We start from the raw sequence: 20,663 nt of genomic DNA on the forward strand, positions 1-20,663 counted from the left end.
CAGATACAAAAGAGAACTCCGACGCCCACTGGTCATAGGCTATCCGGGCACCGGAACGAGCGAAGGACGCTCAGGCTGAACGGATTGCTTACACTTGCTGCGCGCAGTTCGTAGGTCACGTTGGTCCCGTCCGGCTTACCGATTGTCATGGCAAACCGATCCGAAGCGCCACCTGAGGTCAGTTGTGACGTGTCGAGGAGCCGGAACAGTGCCCAGGGGCCTGACCGTTCGATCCTCTCCTCGGTTTTGTCCGCCGCGGTGAGCGTAATGGCGGCAATACTTGCATCGGTTCGGGTCGGCCATTCGAGCTCGTAGGCACGGGGCGCCTCGTGGCGATAGGCGATTTCCTTGCCGTCCAAGATGAACGTCGCGCCCATCAGTTTGGGGCTGAGATAGACTGGTTTGATGCTGAACTTCACTGCCGGTGCCGAACCGGGGCTGCTGAAGAAAGCATTGCGGATCTCCCGCGCGCGCTGAAATTGCATCAATGCATCCGCGCGGATTGGTGCCTCCACCCCATCGATGATCGCCGGTGCAAGGCCGGTCCGACGGTCGACGACCAGCGGCGAAAGGTAGTTCTGAGAAAAGTCATCGACGATGCCGCCGGGACGGAAGAAATCACCGAAGTCCTTGAGCGTCATGTCTTCGCTCGCCAATTCGAACACTGGATAGCGCTGGAAAATGATACCCTGGCAGACCGGGATCACTTCGCGCGCCCAAACCGCATCGACATGGTCGTGCGCCCGCTTGAGCAAGGTGCTCCATGTCTGAAGCGCGATCTCATTCATGATGGTGCGGATCGGCTCCGGTCGCAGAGCCGAGTCGGCGCGCAGGGCACCAAAAGTATCGTTATTCGGATCCTTGGCGCGTCGTTGTACGAGTTGAAACGCGGCCTGGTTCGGATCCGGCGCTGTCGCGATGTTGGCCATCGCCACATAGAGGCCGCCGAAGAGACCACGGATATGATCCATGCCGGTCGGCTGTCCAGACGCCCCGTCTGTGGCCAGTTGGGCCAGAGGCCGGAACGCTTCGGTGATACGCGTTCCCGGCCAAGGCGCATCGCCAAACGCAGCATGGAACAGAGCACCCGCGGCATGATGGACGGCCGCCGAGGAAGGCCCGGCGGCGGGGCCTGTATCTCCGGCCTTGGCCGGGGTCTGCTCTCCTAGCGGCATCAGATTCGAATTGTCGTGCACCAGCGAAATGATCTGCTGCAGCGTGCTTTGCGAACCGGCCAAGGCGCGCATGATCGCTGAGCCGCGTTGCAAATCGTCAAACTTAACAACGTGGATGCTGCTCAGGGCATTGGTCCAAACGCGGATATAATCGTTAACATACCGATCCATCACTTTGAGGGCGATCGGTTGAATATTTGCCGTGTCGAACGGGGCGCCGGCGAGTAGCCAGTCGGCGTTTTGCTCTGCTCGGACGATGAGCGGAAGGTTCGGCAGCACGAAATTGAGAAAACCCTCGCGCGTGAAGATGCCGGGGATCATGGCACCACCGTTCGCATAAACTGGTTCCTGCTCGTCGATGGCGGGAAAGCCAATTTGGAAGGCACGCATCTGGGTAATCTCAAGCTGCCCGGAACCCAGCAGACCAATCAAATCGACCGATCGCAGGCGCGTGTTCTGCGCGCCTTCGCGTAGGAGGCTGGCATAGACCTGCTCGACGACAGGACGCTTGTTAAGCCGGGACCGTACCGCTCCCACGAATTGCCGGTCGATATTGATGGGTTTCGGCAATAGCTCGATAAGCCGCGCAAAATGCTGGTTCAGCTCGCCCGCCGACGTCGGATCAAGCGCAAACGTGCGCGCGACTTCATTGTGCATAGCGCGCTCGACTTCGCCAGGATCGAAATGCCCGGGATCACTCAGCATCCAATAGGTGCGGAACACCTCCTTGACCTGGTCCAGCAAAGCATCATTGCCGGCACGCAACAGGGCATCGATGCGGACAGCGAGCCTGCCCGCGAAAACCGGCAGCAGGCGATTGAGCAGAATGCGGTCGTAGGCATTTTGAGCAGCTGGCGCAAGCACAGGGGGCGCCGAGATGCCGAGATCATCAAGCCAGGCAAACCAACTGTCTTCCCCAGCCATTAGACGTAGCCGGCGCGCAGCATTGAGTGTCGGCAGGATGGCCTTAAGGTCGAGCGGTCCGCGGTTTTCCAGAAGACGCGCCTCTGTAGTCTGCGCGGCCACTCTGGTTTGCTCGATTCGCGCCTCATTGCGGGTGAAGGCATTATACCACAGAATGAACGCCGCCAACGTTAGCACCATTGCCACGATATGCCCGCCGCCATGGACCAGAGCGAGCCGGCGCTCAAGTTTCGAATTGCTGCCGACTAATCCCTGCTCAGCGAAGATCACTTCGGTCAGCAACTGCTTGATAAAGAATCCCCTCCCCGGCCCGAGCGTCGGCACGCGCTGGGTCAACTGCAGACCGAAGTTTCGGCCAATCGCATTGATCACGCGATCGATTGGCTTTCCCTCCTGTGTGCCGCTGGTGAAATAGACGCCACGGAGCATCGGCTCTACTTCGAAGCGGCTCGATCGGAAGACCTCGCCAACGAAGGTAGCGATTGCGGCCCGAATACCCCAGAACTCCTTCGGAAACGCATACATGAGTCCCCGCCGGCTGAGATCGCGTTCGTCGTGCATGCGAAGGGGCAGTCTGGCCTCAAGCCGCTCCGCAAGCCGCTGCATCTCCAAGCCCACAGCGTCGCCGATACGATCGCACGGGCCAAGAGGAAAGGTCTTGCCCCAGACTTGGGCACGGCCTTGATTATCGAGATCGTCGAAATATTCTGTAAAGCCAGGCACCATATCGCATTTGGTCACCAGCACATAAACTGGAATGCGCATGCGAAAGGTCTTCAGCAGCTCCTGTATCCGCGAACGGATGGCTTCGATGTGCTGCCGCCTCACCGGCTCGTCCCGCGACAAAAGATCGGCCAAGCTGACCGCAACCAGGATACCGTTGATGGGCCGCCGGCGCCGATGCGTCACGAGAAGATCGAGAAAGCCGCGCCAGGCCGCACGATCGATCTCGGTATCGATGTCCTGCGTCGTGTAACGGCTTGCCGTATCGATCAAGACTGCTTCTTCTGTGAACCACCAGTCGCAGTTTCGTGTGCCGCCAACGCCTGCGACCGGCTCGACGCCAAGCTGCCGGGAAAGCGGGAACTCGAGCCCGGAGTTGCGCAAAATCGTCGTTTTGCCCGCGCCCGGTGGGCCAATGATGATGTACCAGGGCAGTTCGAACAGGTAACTTGGTCCGCGCTTGCCCGCGAACACCGCATCACGCAGGACCTTCAGTGCATCCTCGAAACGCCTGCGAATTAATTCGACTTCCTCCTGGCTGCTATTGTCGGCAGGCCCGATCAGGCCTTCGCTCTCCATCAGTGACTTGATGATGCGGCGGTTAGTGCGGCGCGCCAGCCAGTAACGGGCAAGCGTGACGAGCACGACTACGAGCAACAGACCCGCAATCGCGCTGGCTCGAACGGTCGGCAGGTCGAGCGGACGTTGCTCGAACACGACGAGATGAGGACCGCCGAACCAGATGAGCAGGCTGATCGCAAGCAAGCAGATGAGCGTGACGATGCCTCGAACCGAGAAGAGTGCCGCCAATTGTGGGCCGAACACCTGCGCCTCCCCTAAAGCCCTGAGCGGCCGATCGACACGAGCAACTGCTCGACGTCCGCCATTTGGTTTCCGAGGCGCCAACGGAAAAAGATGTAGCCGATGAGCATCACAAAAGCGGCAATGGCGAAAACAGTCCACAAGGACCCGTAAGTGCGCAGCCCGGTGCGGGCTTTGACGCCACGCCATTCGCCCGAGAGTTCTGCGGGCGGCGCGGTGGTGTATTTCCCCAAAAGGCGATGGACCTCCGAACGGAGGTCTTCAAGCTGCTCGCGCCCTCCATCCATGATGCGATATTTGCCTTCAAAGCCCATCAGCAAGCAGAGATTGATGAGCTTAAGCAGCGCGAGATATTTGGTGGGCTCGGCCTGGACGCGCTCGACGATCTGGAAGACCTTTTCGCCGCCCCACGTCTCGTTATGGAACTGGTTGAGCAGGCTATTGTCGCTCCAGGCGCTTTCACTGCCCCATGGTGTGGTCATCACAGCTTCGTCGACCAGCGCGCAGATGACGTAACGCGCGGCGTTGACATCGCCGCGACTCGCCTGATTTTTGATGGCCCGCTCTTCGAAGCGACGAATTTGCTCGACGGTTCCGCGGCGCATCGCCGCTATATCGGCGTTCTCGACCATGCGGAGCTGGGCGACAATCAAAAAGATCGGTGCCGCAGCCGCAACCAAAGTGTCTTCCAGCGCCGTTGGCTCGAACAGACTTTGTGCGACAATTTCAGCATGATTGGCGATCCGCACTTCGCCCGGTGCGGGTGATGGCGTGACGGGGAACGTCGCTGCGGCGACCGTGGACGGAACGCGAAGGGCCGATTGGTCGCGTTGAACATGACGGGTTGGACCGAGCGGTCTGCGTCCAATGACTGTGGGCTCATCCATGTGTTTCAGCCTGGTTAGCCACACGTCCTCCGCGGATGGCCCAGAATTCGAGATGCAGATCCGGGTAGTCACCACTGACGTGGAAAGCAAAGGCCGCCGAGCGCGGCAGGGTGCGCCACAGCTCCACCGATTGATCGAGCTCGAAATAAACGGCGTTCTGGATGTAGGGTATCTGGCGCGGTGCCACAGGCAGTGCATGAACAGGAATACCCGGGAGCTGAAGATTGACGAGATCTCGAATCCGCTCGACCGAGCCTACCTTCATTTGTGCGGGAAGTTGGATGCGCAGCGTCTCGGTCGCCACACTCGCCACCGCTATAAGGACGAAGCGAGCATCCTGAAACAAGACGCGATCGGTAATGACAGCGATCAGGATGCCATAACCGCGGTCCTGCAGCGGGAGCGAAACGGCGGCTCCCTGAATCACGACGGACAAGAGCTCGCGCAGGATACGTACCAGAGCTGTGAAGCCAGGTTCGAGATCCTCATGACAGTAGGCAGGCATAGCTGCGGGTGTACGACGGTCACCGGCGAAACTCGACAGCTGTCCTGCGAGGCCGAGCAGCGTGCGGAAGAGAGTTTCAGGATGATGTCCGCGTGTCGCTGCGAAATGGTCGAAAACCGCTTCGGCGCCATTCACGATGGATAATGTGACAAGATCAATCAGTCCCGCGCTATCTGCCCTCAAGCGGGACGGATCGGCGCGCGCAGCAAGGGCCTCAGCGCGGGTCCGAAGCAGCGACCTGACCTCGTTCAACAGCGCAATTAGCGGTTGGACCGCATGGATATCGAGGGCCGGCGGGAGGTAGGTGTCGGTCAACGTAATGGCGCCGGCCGAATCGATCTCGTGGATGCGACCAATAGGCATCGTAATCAGCTCGCCCTGCTCCTCACCGTCGAACACAAGATGCGTTGTCAGCGCTGCAACATCGATATCGACAGGAGGCCTCTCAGGCGCAGTCGCATTCCGGACCTGAAGAACCGCCTGACGGTGACGGCTCAAAGGTACGTCCCCGGGAGAGAGTTCATTGCCGGCGTGCCGGCGCCGCGCCACAGCGATCTTCACCGGCAAGTTCTTCGCCGCAGCTGGAGGTGTTCGTCCAGGTGGAAGCTGGCCGTGCTCAGGCAAGCGAAGCGCAGTACCGTCGGGCATAATGGCTTCGAACTCGGTGAGGACAACCTGCCCGAGCGCGAGGCAGCCGCGATCGAAGGCGATCTTCCGAACACCCCAACCGTGGGCGACCAGACCGGCGAGGCGGTTCTCGAGCAGTTGCTCGACCCAGCGGTCGTATTGCTGCAAGTGCTGCGGCCGCACCAACATGCCTTCCGACCAGATCGGTTTACTCGTCACAGACATCGCCATGTCGCCTTGTGAACTCCAAAAACCGGGATCTGCTCAGAGCCTCGACTCGACAGCGACAGAGGCGATCAGAAGATTTTCCACCAGCTTTGGCTGGCTTCAACGCTGATCGCATGCGCCGTCAATTTCACCAAAATCGTGTTGTCCCGGTCGGGTTTGATTTCGGTCGTTGATCGCCATTGCGCCTCGTTACCCAGTCGGAAACCGGCGATCACGCCGATATAGCGAGTTTCAATAGGCGTATTGCGCTCGAGATCGTATTTTTCGCCAGGCTTGAGTTCAGTCTCGCGCTTAGCCACCAGGTCGGGCCCGAGACGTTTGGCGTCGTTGTCGAACAGCTCGAAGAACTGCGCCCGGTCGAAATTCGTCGTCGACTTCAGCTCATAAATTCGCACGACAACAGGCGACGGCTCACCTCGCGTGTTCTGATTGACGAGCGGATCGCTGTGGATGACGAATTTGAGTGGCGTTGTCTTCAAGGTCTTATCGATCGAGCAGCTGGCCACCGCGGCGGCCGCCAGGAATGCTCCGCCAACGAGAGACAACCGTTGAAACTTGGTCGGCGGCGCCGTCATGTCGCGTTCCGCTCGCTTGAACTAGGTGCCGAGAGCCGCGTGTTGTAGGTTCGGGCAAACTCTTCTGCGATATAGGTGCGCGCAGTCCGATCAATGTCATTGACCATGGATGCGTGCAGCGCGACAAACCGGTCCCACAGGTTGGCCTTGTTGATGCGCGCGCCGAAGAGACCTCTATTGGCACCATCACTCTCGATCCGTTGTGGACTCACATGCGTCAAGACATTGCTGACCGCCCCACGCATCGCCGCTATGGCCGCGACCTCGTGCGCCTTGATGTCGCAGAACCCTTCACGGACCGATTGGGAAAGCGGCATTAAAGCATGATCCTTCGCAAGCGCCTCGCGCAGCGCGCTATGACCGCTCTTCATGCACTTGAATGCATTGTTGTCGTCCGCGCGTCCCCGTGCCGCCTCGATGTGAAGTTCGTTCTTGACCTTGGTCCACGCGGCCAGAATAGATTGCAGACCGTTGGCCGTTTCGGCGATCGCGCGGCCGAGTTCAGCGAGGACCTCCTGGCGCTGCGCCAACGGCAGACTCCCCGGATCGATCCCCAATGCGTTCCAGAACTCCTGGAGTTCATCCGATTCTGCCGGCGATGACGCGGGGGAAAGTGAGGCTGCAAAGCACGTTGCCTCGTGAACCTCTGGAGCGTCGATCGACCTTCCCGCTGCTTGCTCGTTTATCATCGCCGCCCCATCGAGCCTGCGCTCTCGAGGACGCACATCCGATGCATCGGGAGCGCTCAATGGTCCACGATCGGCAGAAGCGGAACTGATCGGATTGGACGCGACCTGAAGCGGGGCGCTCGGTGCGTCGAGGTGGGAATTCGCCTCCAATGCCGGCGGAGGCGGCACTCTGAACGAGCCCCCTCCAGGCAATAGATCGGCAATGTCTAGGTCCTCTGGAATAATCGGTGCAGGACGGCCAATCGACGGTGCGGTCCAACTTTCCTTGAGTAGTGTAGGCGGCCGATGCAATGTCTCAGCCTGTGGCACCGGACGTGAAGGAGGTTCGCGCAGCCGCGCATGCAAGGACGGCATCGCCGTGTCGGCAATTCTCGAGCGTCGCGCCATCCGAGGCAAGTCTGCGAGCAGATCTGGCTCGGCTGATCCCGCGTCCTTGGCGGGAACCTCGTCTTCAAGGAGACACAATAGATCGCGCACCTGTGGTGAAACGACCGCCTGTAGCCTCTCTTCCGCAGCCGGATGGGAGGACGACCGGCACCCGTCGATCGCGGTTGACGGATCGAGCGGAAGATCTGTATCTCTGCCCAACAGCCCGGGAGCCGTAAGGGGCACATCGGCCAGCTCCTGCGCGACTGAAGGCGACGGCACGGCCGGCGCTGCGCCACCGATGCGCACGGCGTTCGAACCTGTTAGCCCGAGCTGCTGACGTTTCTCGTCAGGATCGTACTCGATCATGACCGAAATGATGTAACTTGCCATGTATAATGTATCACCATCGGCCAACGGTGCCGTGTTGCCGCGTCCCAACGGCTCGTCGATGGTGTTGATGTAGACGCCATTAGTGCTGGTGTCGGTGACGGAGAATCCGATACCGTTGAAGGCGATCTGCGCATGGCGTGCCGATAGAGTATTGGTTGGATCCGGAAGCTGCCAGTTGCAGCCAAGTCCCCGGCCGATAACGCCACCTTCCGGTCCGAACGTCTGGATTGCGTTTCGGCCCAGGGCTTGCGCGTTCTCTCCGATAATTCCGAGTATGAGATGCATCCCACGCCTTGTTCGACTTCACTTTTCAGCGCGCCTGCGTATGCGCCCGCCAGACGAGACTTGTGCGAGGCGCCCAGCTACCTCCCTTCCACCATATTGTGAGGTCGATCGACCGGTTCGCGCGCTCATTTGCTTTTTGTGTCTCTCAGGCACGGTGAGGGACGCACTGACCTTTCCCTCCCAGAAGCGAGCCACACGGGTGCAAGAGAAGAAGAGGATCGCTCGTCCTGCGTGTCCGCCTACACAAACCCTCTCTCAGTCTTGCGGCATCCTGCTAGCAACCGCCGTGCCAACGGCTCTCGCTCTTCAAGCTACTGATTGGCCTAGAAAAATGGGCGCAGCAAATCGCGGCCGGTGTTCTGAACGTGACAGAGGGCCTATGGCTGTCAGATACTGGACAAGCGTCAACCTGGGACACCATGACTTCGTCTGGCCAGAGACGTCGATCCTTGCGGGATCGGCAACGGCCACTTCGGCGGTGGATGCCTGCGGCCCCTCCTGGGTTCGTCCTTTCTATCTGTCAAGACGAAGGCTTGGTAGAAGCGAGCGCGCCGGACTTCAATACATCGAACCTGCCGAATGAACTTGCGATGACAATCACAACAGAACTGAGCTCTCTGTCGCCTTGGGAGGATCGATCAATGTCGTCCAGCCCAATTCTCCTTCACCGAGAACCCATTCCGGCATCTCTCCGCGTGCCAGTTCTAGCTTGAGGTCCCAGGCCAGCGGCTCGCGCAAAAGCGCACTCATAAAACGGCAAAGGATAGCGTGCGCCTCGCGAGTGGGCAGCAGCGACAAAAACTGCTGCTGATTGAGCGGTCCGAGACAAAGCCGAAATTTGCCCATGATGTCCGGCATCGTTTCGCCAGCAAGAGTATCAAAGCCGAGATGAACATCCGGGCTACCCAGACGCCACTGCGCTTCTGGCGGAATCTCGATTTCACGCCAAATGAATTCTTCAACCCGGGCCGGAATCCCCAAATGGTTGGAAATGACGCCGGCTACGAGCGGTGCCGATCGGCTGTACAAGGCAAGCTGACCTGCATGAGGCAGCAGCCGTGCCCGCCATTCCCGTTCATCAGCGGTGTTTTCCGCAGGCATGAGCCCAAAAAGCGCACCGACCAGCACCGAAATCGCATCTGTTGCTCCCTCCTCGAAGCGCAAATGGTGGCGATAGTGCTGCCAAATTCGCAGCAGCAGGCTAATCAGACGGTGATTGAAAAAGTCGAAAAACTGGCCGAGCGCTCCAGTACCCTCCCCGTGCATGACGCGTTCGGTGAAAACGGGGGGTAGCGGAGACGATGGGCCGTGCAGCCCCAGGCAATTGACGAACACCTCCAGCCGTTCGCCGGCGGCTTTCACTTTCCTGACCTCCGCGATCTCTTCGGCGGGAAAGCTGAGCATTGGCGCCGCGCGGAAGCGCACGGCCTCGCGCGCGGGATCGTCGGTGGATCCGATTGGTGGAGCATCGCTGAAGCGCCGTTCAAGAAGGGCTGCGAGAGAGAAAAATCCGTAAGTCGCGAGGCCCTTGACATCGTCGGGCGCAGTCAGAACGGCGTGATGTTTCCGCTTCTCGCTGGCCATGTGTAGTGCGCGTTGCTCTCCGTGCCGCGGACCGAAAACCGGTGCAGCATGTTGATGCCGGCGAAGGTGGCGAGGAAGGCATCCAGTACCGAGCCCAACAGAAACAACTCGCCCTCACCGCCAATCTTGCTGTCGGTCACCGCCAATTCGATGTTGCGCATCCGGATCGGGGCGCCGCGCACCACATGATCCGTATCGGTGGTCACGATCCGGTCGAGGCCCTCGAGTAACAGCTCCAGGCGACGGCGCGCCTGAAGGTCGTACACCGCACGGAAATCGTAGCTGGAAATAACGGTCCGCAGCGCATCGATATTGACCATAGAGCCGTAATTGCGTGCCAGATTGGCCGTCAGGCGCCGCAACAGGCCGTCATTGATCGGTGGTGGCACCTCTGCAACGACTCCGGTAATGTTGGAGAAGGTGACCGGGCGAGGCGTGTCGGAGGAAGGCTGATCCACCGCACCAACCGGTAGCCCCTCGGCGATGGGCCCGTTGGAACAGGTCAATCGAAGCGAGGCGACCTCGATCGGAGGATGTTGGGTGATGTCGAGCCGATCAACGAAACTCACATAGTGATCGATGCCCCGGCCGACTACTGCGGGACGAATGCGCTGGCGAAAGTAAGCTCGGTTGCGACCGTCGCCGGGCAGATCGTGGCGCAACAGACCGAACGGCTCGAACTCGATGCGTTCCGGGTGCCCTTGCACGTGGCCGGTCACGCGATCGACGGAGCGGATGCTGAAGTTGGGTCCCCCGGAGGAAAGCACACGATATTCCGTTTTCTTCCGCTCCAGGCGGATCGGCACCCCCTCGTGGCTGAAGACATTGACGGCTGGCGTGCAGTTCAAACGAATCTGATCCTTGCTTACACGCAATTGCGCGGGGAAAGGACGGTGAAACTCGATGCTGAGCTTGCATTCGCTTTCTGTCTGGATCCCGGCCGGTTCGAGACCGGACAATTCGACGTAGAGGAACTTCGAGGGATAAGTCAGATATTCTTGAATGATCCGGAATCCTGAAAACCCGTTCGATGGCCAGGGCAAAACCGCCTCATCATCGCCAAAACCGACTGGCGCGATTTGTGTTCGCCGAATGGCGGCAACGACCTGTTGATCCCCCACGGTGACCGTCGTTCCCGTGACATGGCGGCACAGCCAGGTCAATAGACAGCGACCTACTTGCGGCTCTCGTTCCGTTGAAAAGAAGAGCCGGAGCCGGCCTTTCCGAAGACATGCCAGGCTTTGCCGACCGGTAGCCTTGACAGCGAGGGTGAGGCGGGCCGAACTCGTCCGGTTCTCGAGCTCGACGTCATCGATCTCCAGCGGCAGCACGTCAATTGGGTAGCAGGTGACAAACGCGCAATTCGTTCCCTCTATCGGACGCGAGCGGATACTTGTGCCAGCAGGAACGTTCACACTCCCGGCGCTCGCCGATGGCTTCACGGCAAACGCCAGCGTCGTAATGGGCGGCAGGGGCTGAAGATATTGTGGCCATACCATTCGCAACAGGTCATGGACGAATTCTGGAAATTCGTCGTCGAGCTTCTGGCGCAGCCGTGCCACGAGAAAGGCGAAGCCTTCCAAGAGCCGCTCTACGTCCGGATCGGTCGCATTACGCCCGAGAAAGGGAGCGAGCTCCGGATTGGCCTCCGCGAAGTCGTAGCCGAGCTCGCGCAAATAGGACAGTTCATCTTCGTAATACGGATTGAGGGCCACAGCTTCAGCCCCTCAAGAGGACGTGCCGGTCGTCGCTCAGGATCGTATCGAACGAGAGGCGCTCAACCTGGTCGTTGTAGTTCACCGTTGCGGTTACATGGAACATCAGCTGTAACGGCTTGTCGGGATCGGCATGAAATCGGATCGAAACATTCCCCAGTCGGGGTTCGAACGTCTCGATCTCCTGCTTGAGCGTACGAGCGACAGCGCGAACCGCTTCAGCGCCATGCCCAATCGCGTCGTTCAGATCCGGCATGCCGTAGTCGGGCCGCGTCTCACAACAGCCCTGGCGCGAGTTCAAGATCCAGCGAAGGTTTTCCAGGATACTCCCTTGGAGGCGGGCGAACGAAAAATGATTCTGCGACGGGACCATGGTCTCGGCGGCGTCTTCCAAGCGCTCAATAAGGCTGCGGTCGAACATCGCCTGCCTACGCCTTTATTGCTTGTCGAGCCTACCCTTTAGCGTCAAAGCAAAATCCGCGCCCATGTACTTCAAGTGTGGGACGATAGATATGCCGACGCGATACCAGCCCGGTTCGCCTTCGACATCTTCAACTGCGATCTCCGCCTTGCGCAAGGGACGGCGCGAGCGGACATCTGCCGACGGATTCTGCTGATCGGAAACATACTGGCGGATCCAGTTGTTGAGCTCGCTCTGCAGCTCTTCCCTGCTCTTCCACGATCCGATGTTTTCACGCTGCAGCACCTTGATATAGTGTGCGAACCGGTTGATGATGAACATATAGGGCAGCTGGGTACCAAGCTTGTAGTTGAGCTCGGCTGTCTTCCCTTCCTGGTTGTTACCGAAATACTTCGGCTTCTGCACGGAATTGGCCGAGAAGAAAGCTGCGTTGTCCGAGCCCTTCCGCATGGTCAGCGCAATGAAGCCCTGTTCGGCGAGCTCGAACTCGCGCCGGTCCGAGATGAGCACCTCCGTAGGTACTTTACTTTGCAACTGCCCCATCGATTCATAGGTATGCAGATTGAGGTCCTCCACCGCCCCACCCGACTGTGGGCCGATGATGTTTGGGCACCAGCGATACTTGGCGAAGCTGTCGGTCAGGCGGGTTGCAAAAGCAAAGGCGCCGTTACCCCACAGATAGTTGTCAGTTTCGCCATACGAACCTTCCTGATAGTTGAAACTCTTTACCGGAACCGTCTCGGGTCCATAGGGCAAGCGCAGCAGGAAGCGCGGTAGCGTCAAGCCGAAATAGCGAGCGTCCTCGCTCTCGCGGAACGAATTCCACTTGGCATATTTCGGCCCCGTGAAAATCGATTGCAGGTCCTTGAGATTGGCAATCTCCTCATGTCTTTCGACGCCGAACATGTCAGGCCCGGCCGAGGCGATGACTGGCGAATGCGACATGGCGCCCACCGCACTCATGTAGCGCATGAGCTTAACGTCTTCGCTCCAATTGGCAAATTCGTAGGCCGATATCATGGCTGCGACGGGCTGGCCGCCAAACTGGCCAAACTCGGCTGTGTAGACGAGCTTATACAGACCGGACTTGACGATCTCCGGGCTGTCTTCGAAATCGGTGAGCAGCTCATTCTTGCTGACGCTGAGAAGTTCTATCCTGATGTTCTGACGGAAATCGGTTCGGTCGACCAAGAACTTGAGGCCGCGCCACGCCGACTCGAGCTTTTGGAACTCATCGGTATGCAGCACGGCGTCGAGCTGAGCCGAGATCTTCCGATCGATCTCCGCGATCATCTGATCGATGAGAGCATTGTTGATCTTTCCATCGGCCCGCCCCGGCTTGATGAGCTCGGCAAGAAAAGCTGCGACACCCCGGCGGACGAGGTCGTACCCCTCGTCGCGTGGGCTGATATTGGTTTCAACGAGAACCTGATCAAGCAGCGAAAGCTCAGTGGTCGTAGTGGTGACTTCGGCGGTTTGCTGCACGCTTGCATCAGCCATGGTAGCGTCGCTCATGCAACTTACTCCGGCTTGCTGATGAGCTCGCTGAGTAGCCGCGGCCTAGCGCCGTCGTCTTCGAGCAAGTTCTGGACGGCTTTGCGGAAGTTAGGCGCGTTACCAATCGGGCCTTTCAGAGCGATCAGGGCTGCGCGCAATTCGGTCAACGCTCGAACTTCTGAAATTTGTTGCGCGACACGCTCGGGCTCGAAATCCTTCAGGCTCTCAAACTTCAGCGTTACTGAGAGCTTGCCGCCCCCAGGCGATTCGTCGAATTTGTTCTCAGCCAAGATGTCAAGGCTCAGTTTCTTACCTTTGACGATCTCGTCAAAGTTGTCCTTGTTAATATCGACGAGTTCGCGGTCCTCAATGGGACAGTCATCGATCCGTCCGGTGAAGTCGCCCAAAACCATCAGCTTGAGCGGCAGCTCGACTTCCTCCTTGAGGTTGCCGGTTGCCGGCTTGAAACGGATATTAATGCGCTCCTTCGGAGCGACCGAGCTTTCCTGTGCCATATGAGCCCTCGTTAACCCTTTGGCTTTGACGAACTCATCCGCGACCGAGGCGGCTCGCCCGCGCGATGTCGATCCGTGCTGCCCGAGTTCGGATCTGCTCCAGCGCGAGCCGACGGCGATGTTCGTCGATCATCTGTTGCGACTCGGAATGGGTCATTGCGCGGAAGCGCAGTTCGGCAGCCTCAAGCGCAAGCGCCGGCTCCCAACTTTCCAGGTCGCGCTTTGCGACAACCCCTTCAATGTGCTCGAGCAGTGGGACGGCGGTCGTGACGAATCCGGTCTCGATGCAGAAACGTGCTTGCGCAAGCTGGCCGACGAAACGCGCACGTTCGCCGCTCGCGCCATCCAGCGCACGCGATAGCCTCTCCAGCGCCGCCTGCGGTTGCCCGCTGCCGATGAGCTTGTATGCGTCAGCGACTGCTTCCTCCGCGAGATCAGGGGTCGTCGTCGCGTCTATCACCGCGGCTGCCCAGGCACGCGTTTCGTCATCTGCAAACGGCCTGCCGTTGTTGAAATGAAACTCCAAGATCCGCGGATAGCGTGTAACCAGCATGGTCACCGCCCCACGTACCACCCTGGCCGCTGACTCAAATGACGGCCCCATTTGCTCCAGCGCTTCGGCTGCATGCCGGTGAGCGTCGAGCCAGAACGGTCCTGTCCAGGCGATCTCTTCGGCCAAATTCACGACATCGGCCTGCTGACCGGCCACCACTTTTGCTTCTAACGCGACGATGCTGTCGGCGGGCGGAAATACCTCGGTGCGGCCACCCGAGTCGGGCGGGAGCGCGTCAAAACGCATCCACGAGCCGACGCGATTGAGCAGATAGGCCTTCGGGTTTGCTACCGAGGCGACGCGCATGGCGGCAGCTGCCTGCCGGAGCATATCCGGCAAACGCTCCTCCGCAAAGTCGGCCCAATGATCGACGCCGGCCTGTACCGCCAGATCTGGCGCCGCCTCTTGAACCCAGCCAGCCGGCGGTGATGCCTCCGCTTGCGCGGCCGAGCTCTCTTCGACAGCACAGGCCCCGTCGGCCACACGATCCGCCGCCTCGGCGGCCGCGCGTTTGGCCTTCTCGTACTGCGGCTTCAGCGCACGGAAAAGTTCGCCCAAGGCAACGTGCTCGTTGACCAATTTCTCGCCGAACTGGCGATCCAGATCATCAAGCGCGTCATAGGCGGCAAGCACCGCCGGATAATCGGTTTCAGCCGGCGCAGTTTCGGCCACAGCCGGCCCAAGGCGACCAACGAGCCAATCGACCGCTCCAACCCGTGCACGTTCCCGCCTGATCGGGGGATAGAGCCCATCCCAATGTACGTCCATCATGCCGCGCAAGATTGCTAATCCCACGGCAAGACCCTGATATCCCTCGATGCGAAAGAGACCATAGATAGCCCAACAGGCTATCAGAATGTCTTTTGACTGGTTCGCCAGGATATGAAGCGACAGCTTCCTGACTTTCCGCCAATCAACCGCGGCTGGTCCGTCGGCATCCATACGCCGCACCTCGGCTTCGAGCTGCTCAAAGTCGGCCGCATCACGGACGTCAGCGCCGGCAGGCACGGCGCCCGGCACAGGCGCGGCGCCGTAGAGCGCGCGCGCATCGGCGGCGGCACGAGCTACTATGCCTGTGTGTTCGATCACGTCGAGAAACTCGTGCGCGGATGCGCATCGAGGCGCATAGCGACGTTGGAGCGATCGAATTCATACCCGCCGCATCCAGTGAAATGAGAAGCGCCAATCTTGTAAGCCATCACTCCGATCCATTATGGAGGCGGTGCTGGATGGCATCCGTCCTTCAAGGCTCGTGCCAATTGCGAGTGCTTGATTTGTAAAAATATCTGCTCAAGCTGACGTGTCGGGCCCGACATCCTGTCGCAACTTCGACAATCGGCATTAGAGACGCTTGATCTCGACCTCACAGGTGCTTGCTCATAGCGCCTATTGAGCTCCGTAGAGGATCGCATGCTTCTGGCATGCTCCTGAAACACTGACTCACGGCAGCTTTTGTACAATCTTGAGGTGCCGTCATGATCCCTGTCGACGGTGACAGCCCGTCGTTAATTCGACCATTCGAACGGCCTTAGCAACCCGAAGGGTCCTACAAATGCGAGGAACTTGCTTAGCGCCCGGCGCGGGGCTTCAACAACGCGAAGACTGCCACGATCAACATTAATGCGGCGACGACAGACTCGGTGAGCAAATTGACACTGATCGAGCGCGTGTCGTTTGGATTCTGCCCACCAAGGATCGCACGCCGCATTATTGTCAGGCGGCAGCCGCGACGTCCCGCATCAATTCGATTGCGACACAACAATTTTGTGCCTCAGTCAACTACCAACGCTAGCAATTGATCTGCGTGACAGAAACATGTCACCTCTCGGTTGATGAACGTCGGCAGGTCCAATGAACGTCGGCAGGTCCAACGTACCTGCAAGGATTTCGGCATGCAACATCAACCACAATATGTCTTCGATAACGGCCCTCACCGATCGGCTGTCTCGTCGTCCGTAGAAACGCTGCGCGCTCAGGTCTGCTCCAATAACGAGCTCTCCTTCCTCATGGAAGCGCATGACGGACTCTCTGGCGCAATCGCCAAGCATGCGGGATTTAAAGGTCTCTGGGCGTCGGGGCTGTCGATTGCCTGCTCTCTCGGCTATCGCGATGCCAACGAAGCTTCATGGAGCCAAGTCGTCGACGTGGTCGAGCGTATCGTGGACTCGACCGAGCTTCCTGTGCTCGTTGACGGCGATGGCGGCTTCGGGAACTTCAATAATGCACGCCTCTTGGCAAGCAAACTCCGTCAACGTGGCGCGGCTGGCGTGGCGCTCGAGGACAGCTGTTTTCCGAAGACGAACTCATTTGTTGGTGAGCGGCATCCCCTCGCGGATATCACTGAATTCTCCGGCCGTCTGCGGGCCGTGAAGGATACAGTCGCGGACGACCTGGTCCTCGTTGCTCGGATCGAAGCCCTGATCGGCGGCCACGGCATGGACGAAGCAATTTTGCGCGCTCACGCTTACGCTGACGCGGGAGCCGATGCTATCCTTATCCACTCTCGCAAGAGCACCGCCGACGAGATCCTCTCGTTCGCGACCGCCTGGCAGAATTGCCTGCCTGTTGTGATCGTTCCAACGAAATACTATCGAACACCAGTCTCCGTATATCGTGATGCCGCCATCTCCGCAGTGATATGGGCCAATCACTCGGTACGAGCCGCAATAGCGGCGATGCGGCACGTTTGTGGCCGCATTATTGCTGAAGAAGGCATTGCTGGCATTGAGCCACATATTGCGACGCTCGACGAAGTGTTTGATTTGTTGAAGTATGACGAACTTGCCCGTGCTGAAGCACGATATCTTCAGCTACCCTGACGTTGTTGCGCATGCCGCTACGGTGCAGGGTGGCTCTACTCTATCTCGACCTTCCGCTCCCGTGAGGATACCCGAGATCGGTATCTCAACGATAGCCGAACACGTTACCTGCGGAGACCGGGCTCGTACTTAGGCGACGGGAAGATATTCGACCCTCGAAGTTCTACCCAAGAGGTCGAAACCGTTCTGAGGCGGCTCGTCTAAGTGCTTAACATGCAGGAATGAAATGACTACTAATGCTCCCAAGAAAGCCGTCATTCTTGCCGCCGGCTTCGGCTCGCGCCTTCGGCCGCTGACCGATCTTTGTCCGAAGCCGTTGGTCGAGGTTAACGGCATTCCTATCCTTCATAACGCTCTCCGCAATTTGGAAGTCGTCGGCGTGAAAGAGGTGACCATAGTCGTCGGTTACCGCAAGGACGCAATTCAATATGCCTGCGGCAGCCGCTTCGGCGACCTCCAAATTATCTATGTCGAATCGGCTGTCTTTGACCGAACCGGCAGCGCCTATTCCCTATGGTTAGCGCGCGAGGCGCTTCTTCACGGAGACTGCTTTCTTCTCGAAGGCGACGTCTTTTTCGAGGAGGATGCTCTCCGCTACCTGATGATGAACACAGCGAACGACGCAGCTGCAGTTGCTCCCTTCGATGAATTGATGGAAGGTTCGGCAGTTTTGTTGTCAGATGCCGGCTTCATCTCAGGCTTTCGCATGAAGCAGACCGCAGCGAACCTTGTCTCGGATGGCCCACGACTTTTCAAGACGATGAACCTGCTTCGATTTTCAGGATCAACTCTAAGGGCAACGATCGTACCCGCACTTGACGATATCATCGTGGCTGGAGCTACGCAGACTTACACAGAAGAGCTTCTTGCCTATCTGGTGGACAAGCGCGGCTTACAGCTAGCGGCGGCGCGGTGCGACAATCTCCGATGGTACGAAATCGACAGCACCGAGGATCTGCGTATTGCGGAGCGCATCTTCGCCTGAGCAAACACCTTCGGCCCTCGCGTATGAGACTGAGGCTAAGTCGAAGGTCTTTGTGCTAAGATCGCCTTGATCCAGAGTACTCTACAACTGCCGGAGGTACTCATTTTTGTTCTGCCGGCACTCTCGCCGAGCAAATAGAATTGGCCTCGCCTCCGACATTATGCCCTGTACTGTCTGATCACCTCGACGGGTCCTAGCACGCAGACTCGAGGTCCGAGGGTTGCCAATAGGAAGCCTAGATAGGTCCCGGTCACATTCGCCTTTTTGAATTTTTGCCTTCCAACGATTGGAACACCTAGATCGCGATGGTAAATGGACGCCCACTTATGCATCGCCTGTATAGGCAATCAATCGACTCAGGAGTAGTGCCATGTTGGCGCGACGGATGTTTCGGCTTTTCGCGTTCGGGCACTGCCGCCACCGTGAGGTTCGAAGACGTGGTTGTTACGAGTGACCGTGACCGGAGAGGCAGCCGCTGCTGGCGAAAGGCGGAGCCACCATTGAAGTTGCTTCGGCTGGGTCGTGAACAAGGACCGGGGCGCTCCAGACTCACCGGGAATCTACCAGTCGTAATGGGGCGACCTTATTCAAGAACCGGCGGGCCTCATCCTGCCTTCGTGCCGGTGATGACGGCGAGCGCCTCGACCAGGCTGTTGAGATGCGCCTCCTCGGTATAGAGCGCCGGCGTCACGCGGATGCATTGCCCCTTGGCGACACCCGCCCGGCGCACGGTGTGCACCTTGTAGCCGTCCCTGAGCTTCGCCACAATGGCATTGTTGTCGTCCTTGCTCGTCCTAGCGGCCAAGCGGAAGGACGTGATGGCGCCGTACATACCGGCCTCATCAGGCGTCAGGATCTCGATATCCTTGAACGGACGGACACGACTCACCCAGTAGTCGCGCAGATAACGCAGGCGGGCCTGCTTGGCGGCCGCGCCGATCTCCTGGTGCAGTGCGATTGCGGCAGGCACCGTCAGCACGGTGGCGAAATTGACCGTGCCGGTGTGCACCCGCGAGCGGATGTCGCTCTCCGGAAAGTCCTCGTCTCCCATGTCGCAGTCAATGTCGGCGAGGCGGTCCTTCTTGATGTAGAGGAAGCCCACTCCGATCGGCGCGCCGATCCACTTCTGCAGGCTGAAGCCGACGAAATCGGCCTCGAGCTCCCCCATCCTGAAATCGAGCTGCCCCAAGGAATGGGCCGCATCGACGATGGTATCGATCCCCTTGGCCTTCGCCATACGCACGATCTCAGCGATCGGCATAACGAGGCCCGTCCGGTGGCTGATATGGGTAAGGAGTAGGAGCCTCGCCTTCGGGCTTGCCTCGAGCACTCGGGAGTAGACGTCCAGCACGGCCTGCCGGGTCGCCGGCTCCGGCACGGCGAACTTGACGACGTCGACGCCGCGCCGCGCCTTGAGCGCGTTCATCACATACTGCATCGAATCGTAGTCGAGATCAGCGTAGAGCACGGTGTCGCCTGGCTTGAGCCTGTTGTAGCCGCCTATGAGGAGCTGCAGCGCCTCGGTCGCCCCACGCGTGAGCGCGATTTCCTCGGGCGCAGCGCCCACCGCCTCCGCCACCTTGGCGCGGACGGCCTCGAAATCCACCCCCGAGCGCTGCCGCGCATAGTAGGAATTCTCGTAGTTGACCATGTCGGATTGGCGGATGAACTCACGCCGCACCGGCTCGGCCATGACGCCCCAAAAGCCGTTCTCCAGGTTGACCACATCCGGCGTCACGGCATAGAGCCCGCGCACGGCTCGCCAATAGGACTCGTCGGTGGCGATTGCGGCCAACGACCCGGTCGGCTGCTTCGGCATGCCCTCGGCCGTCATCCCCGGTTCCAACATGGAGGGCGCGGCACCGAGGCTTTTGAGCATCGACCGGCGCTCGGACGAAATTGTCTCAATCAAAGGCATCTCACGCGCTTCACGCTGGGCAACGAACAGACCAAGGGAAACAGAGCAAAGATGACGGCGCCGTGACAATCCGATGCCGCAGCAGCGTCGCCTCCGCTGGGATATCGGCAGTTGCACGCACTTGTAAAATGCTGCGATTGGCCTTGTTCTGGATGGTCACCCCAAAGATTGGCGCGAAGCCGCCCGTTACGCTCCGCGCAGCATAGAGGCCGTTGCGTATGGCGGACGCTTCACGTCGCTGCTGACGCATTCCGCTCCAATTGGCGTCACCCCTCATGGCAGTTTTCGACCCAAGGCCACAGCTAGCTCCGCGGGCGACTGCTTGGTGGCCTTGATCTCGTTATGCTGCACCGGGCGTCGACGCTGACGGGCACGTCACCATCAATGGTGGCCCGACGAACGACGCGATGTTGGTCGCCGTAATCGTTGATCGCATAATGTTGCGTGGTCCCAGATC

At 59.3% G+C, this 20,663-nt stretch carries 14 protein-coding genes and 1 pseudogene; 2 read left to right on the forward strand and 13 right to left on the reverse strand.

Features of this window, described 5'->3' with window-relative positions; translation table 11 throughout:
* Window positions 1-32: 32 nt before the first annotated feature.
* From tssM to tssA, 11 genes are all read right to left on the reverse strand, one after another.
* The gene (gene tssM, locus Q2941_RS36375; protein ID WP_458195493.1) at window positions 33-3,647 is read right to left on the reverse strand and encodes a type VI secretion system membrane subunit TssM; all 3,615 of its coding nucleotides are present in this window, start codon (window positions 3,645-3,647) and stop codon (window positions 33-35) included.
* An 11-nt stretch (window positions 3,648-3,658) separates the two neighbouring features.
* Window positions 3,659-4,531 (reverse strand): type IVB secretion system protein IcmH/DotU, encoded by an 873-nt coding sequence (gene icmH / locus Q2941_RS36380; RefSeq protein ID WP_458195494.1) that lies wholly within the window; start codon window positions 4,529-4,531, stop codon window positions 3,659-3,661.
* A complete protein-coding gene (gene tssK / locus Q2941_RS36385; RefSeq protein ID WP_458195495.1) occupies window positions 4,524-5,894 on the reverse strand; it encodes a type VI secretion system baseplate subunit TssK in 1,371 nt (456 codons plus the stop codon). Before tssK ends, icmH begins: the two co-directional genes overlap by 8 nt.
* A 65-nt stretch (window positions 5,895-5,959) precedes the next feature.
* The gene (tssJ, locus tag Q2941_RS36390; protein WP_458195496.1) at window positions 5,960-6,466 is read right to left on the reverse strand and encodes a type VI secretion system lipoprotein TssJ; all 507 of its coding nucleotides are present in this window, start codon (window positions 6,464-6,466) and stop codon (window positions 5,960-5,962) included.
* The gene (locus Q2941_RS36395; protein WP_458195497.1) at window positions 6,463-8,199 is read right to left on the reverse strand and encodes a type VI secretion system-associated FHA domain protein; all 1,737 of its coding nucleotides are present in this window, start codon (window positions 8,197-8,199) and stop codon (window positions 6,463-6,465) included. Before Q2941_RS36395 ends, tssJ begins: the two co-directional genes overlap by 4 nt.
* A gap of 597 nt (window positions 8,200-8,796) precedes the next feature.
* Window positions 8,797-9,783 carry a type VI secretion system baseplate subunit TssG gene (gene tssG / locus Q2941_RS36400; protein ID WP_458195498.1) on the reverse strand — a complete coding sequence of 329 codons (987 nt, stop codon included), beginning with the start codon at window positions 9,781-9,783 and terminating at the stop codon, window positions 8,797-8,799.
* Window positions 9,747-11,498 (reverse strand): type VI secretion system baseplate subunit TssF, encoded by a 1,752-nt coding sequence (gene tssF / locus Q2941_RS36405; RefSeq protein ID WP_458195499.1) that lies wholly within the window; start codon window positions 11,496-11,498, stop codon window positions 9,747-9,749. The genes tssG and tssF overlap by 37 nt, the downstream gene beginning before the upstream one ends.
* A gap of 4 nt (window positions 11,499-11,502) precedes the next feature.
* Window positions 11,503-11,919, reverse strand: a complete 417-nt coding sequence (tssE, locus tag Q2941_RS36410) for a type VI secretion system baseplate subunit TssE (protein WP_458195500.1) — start codon at window positions 11,917-11,919, stop codon at window positions 11,503-11,505.
* 15 nt (window positions 11,920-11,934) lie between these two features.
* Entirely contained in the window at window positions 11,935-13,434 is a 1,500-nt protein-coding gene (gene tssC / locus Q2941_RS36415; protein ID WP_458195501.1) for a type VI secretion system contractile sheath large subunit, read from the reverse strand.
* Between the two features lie 5 nt (window positions 13,435-13,439).
* On the reverse strand, window positions 13,440-13,931 hold the full coding sequence (tssB, locus tag Q2941_RS36420) for a type VI secretion system contractile sheath small subunit (RefSeq protein ID WP_458195502.1): 492 nt from the start codon (window positions 13,929-13,931) through the stop codon (window positions 13,440-13,442).
* Window positions 13,932-13,965: 34 nt separating this feature from the next.
* Window positions 13,966-15,573: a type VI secretion system protein TssA gene (tssA, locus tag Q2941_RS36425; protein ID WP_458195503.1), complete on the reverse strand. Its 1,608-nt coding sequence runs from the start codon at window positions 15,571-15,573 to the stop codon at window positions 13,966-13,968.
* Window positions 15,574-16,376: 803 nt separating this feature from the next.
* On the opposite strand from tssA, the gene aepX reads away from it, so the two are divergent.
* Window positions 16,377-17,303, forward strand: a complete 927-nt coding sequence (gene aepX / locus Q2941_RS36430) for a phosphoenolpyruvate mutase (RefSeq protein ID WP_458195504.1) — start codon at window positions 16,377-16,379, stop codon at window positions 17,301-17,303.
* A 226-nt stretch (window positions 17,304-17,529) separates the two neighbouring features.
* The gene (locus tag Q2941_RS36435) at window positions 17,530-18,288 is read left to right on the forward strand and encodes a phosphocholine cytidylyltransferase family protein (protein WP_458195505.1); all 759 of its coding nucleotides are present in this window, start codon (window positions 17,530-17,532) and stop codon (window positions 18,286-18,288) included.
* Window positions 18,289-18,892: 604 nt separating this feature from the next.
* On the opposite strand, the gene Q2941_RS36440 is transcribed toward Q2941_RS36435, so the two are convergent.
* On the reverse strand, window positions 18,893-20,122 hold the full coding sequence (locus tag Q2941_RS36440) for an aminotransferase class V-fold PLP-dependent enzyme (RefSeq protein ID WP_458195506.1): 1,230 nt from the start codon (window positions 20,120-20,122) through the stop codon (window positions 18,893-18,895).
* Window positions 20,123-20,508: 386 nt separating this feature from the next.
* Window positions 20,509-20,663 (reverse strand): annotated as a pseudogene (locus Q2941_RS36445) (TauD/TfdA family dioxygenase); the annotation flags it as partial.

The organism is Bradyrhizobium sp. UFLA05-153, assembly GCF_054185185.1.

Bases quoted from the DNA above. Each gene is read 5' to 3' on its own strand.
- icmH (WP_458195494.1), bottom strand. From the start codon at position 4,531: ATGGATGAGCCCACAGTCATTGGACGCAGACCGCTCGGTCCAACCCGT.
- tssK (WP_458195495.1), bottom strand. From the start codon at position 5,894: ATGGCGATGTCTGTGACGAGTAAACCGATCTGGTCGGAAGGCATGTTG.
- tssJ (WP_458195496.1), bottom strand. From the start codon at position 6,466: ATGACGGCGCCGCCGACCAAGTTTCAACGGTTGTCTCTCGTTGGCGGA.
- Q2941_RS36395 (WP_458195497.1), bottom strand. From the start codon at position 8,199: ATGCATCTCATACTCGGAATTATCGGAGAGAACGCGCAAGCCCTGGGC.
- tssG (WP_458195498.1), bottom strand. From the start codon at position 9,783: ATGGCCAGCGAGAAGCGGAAACATCACGCCGTTCTGACTGCGCCCGAC.
- tssE (WP_458195500.1), bottom strand. From the start codon at position 11,919: ATGTTCGACCGCAGCCTTATTGAGCGCTTGGAAGACGCCGCCGAGACC.
- tssC (WP_458195501.1), bottom strand. From the start codon at position 13,434: ATGAGCGACGCTACCATGGCTGATGCAAGCGTGCAGCAAACCGCCGAA.
- tssB (WP_458195502.1), bottom strand. From the start codon at position 13,931: ATGGCACAGGAAAGCTCGGTCGCTCCGAAGGAGCGCATTAATATCCGT.
- aepX (WP_458195504.1), top strand. From the start codon at position 16,377: ATGCAACATCAACCACAATATGTCTTCGATAACGGCCCTCACCGATCG.
- Q2941_RS36435 (WP_458195505.1), top strand. From the start codon at position 17,530: ATGACTACTAATGCTCCCAAGAAAGCCGTCATTCTTGCCGCCGGCTTC.
- Q2941_RS36440 (WP_458195506.1), bottom strand. From the start codon at position 20,122: ATGACGGCCGAGGGCATGCCGAAGCAGCCGACCGGGTCGTTGGCCGCA.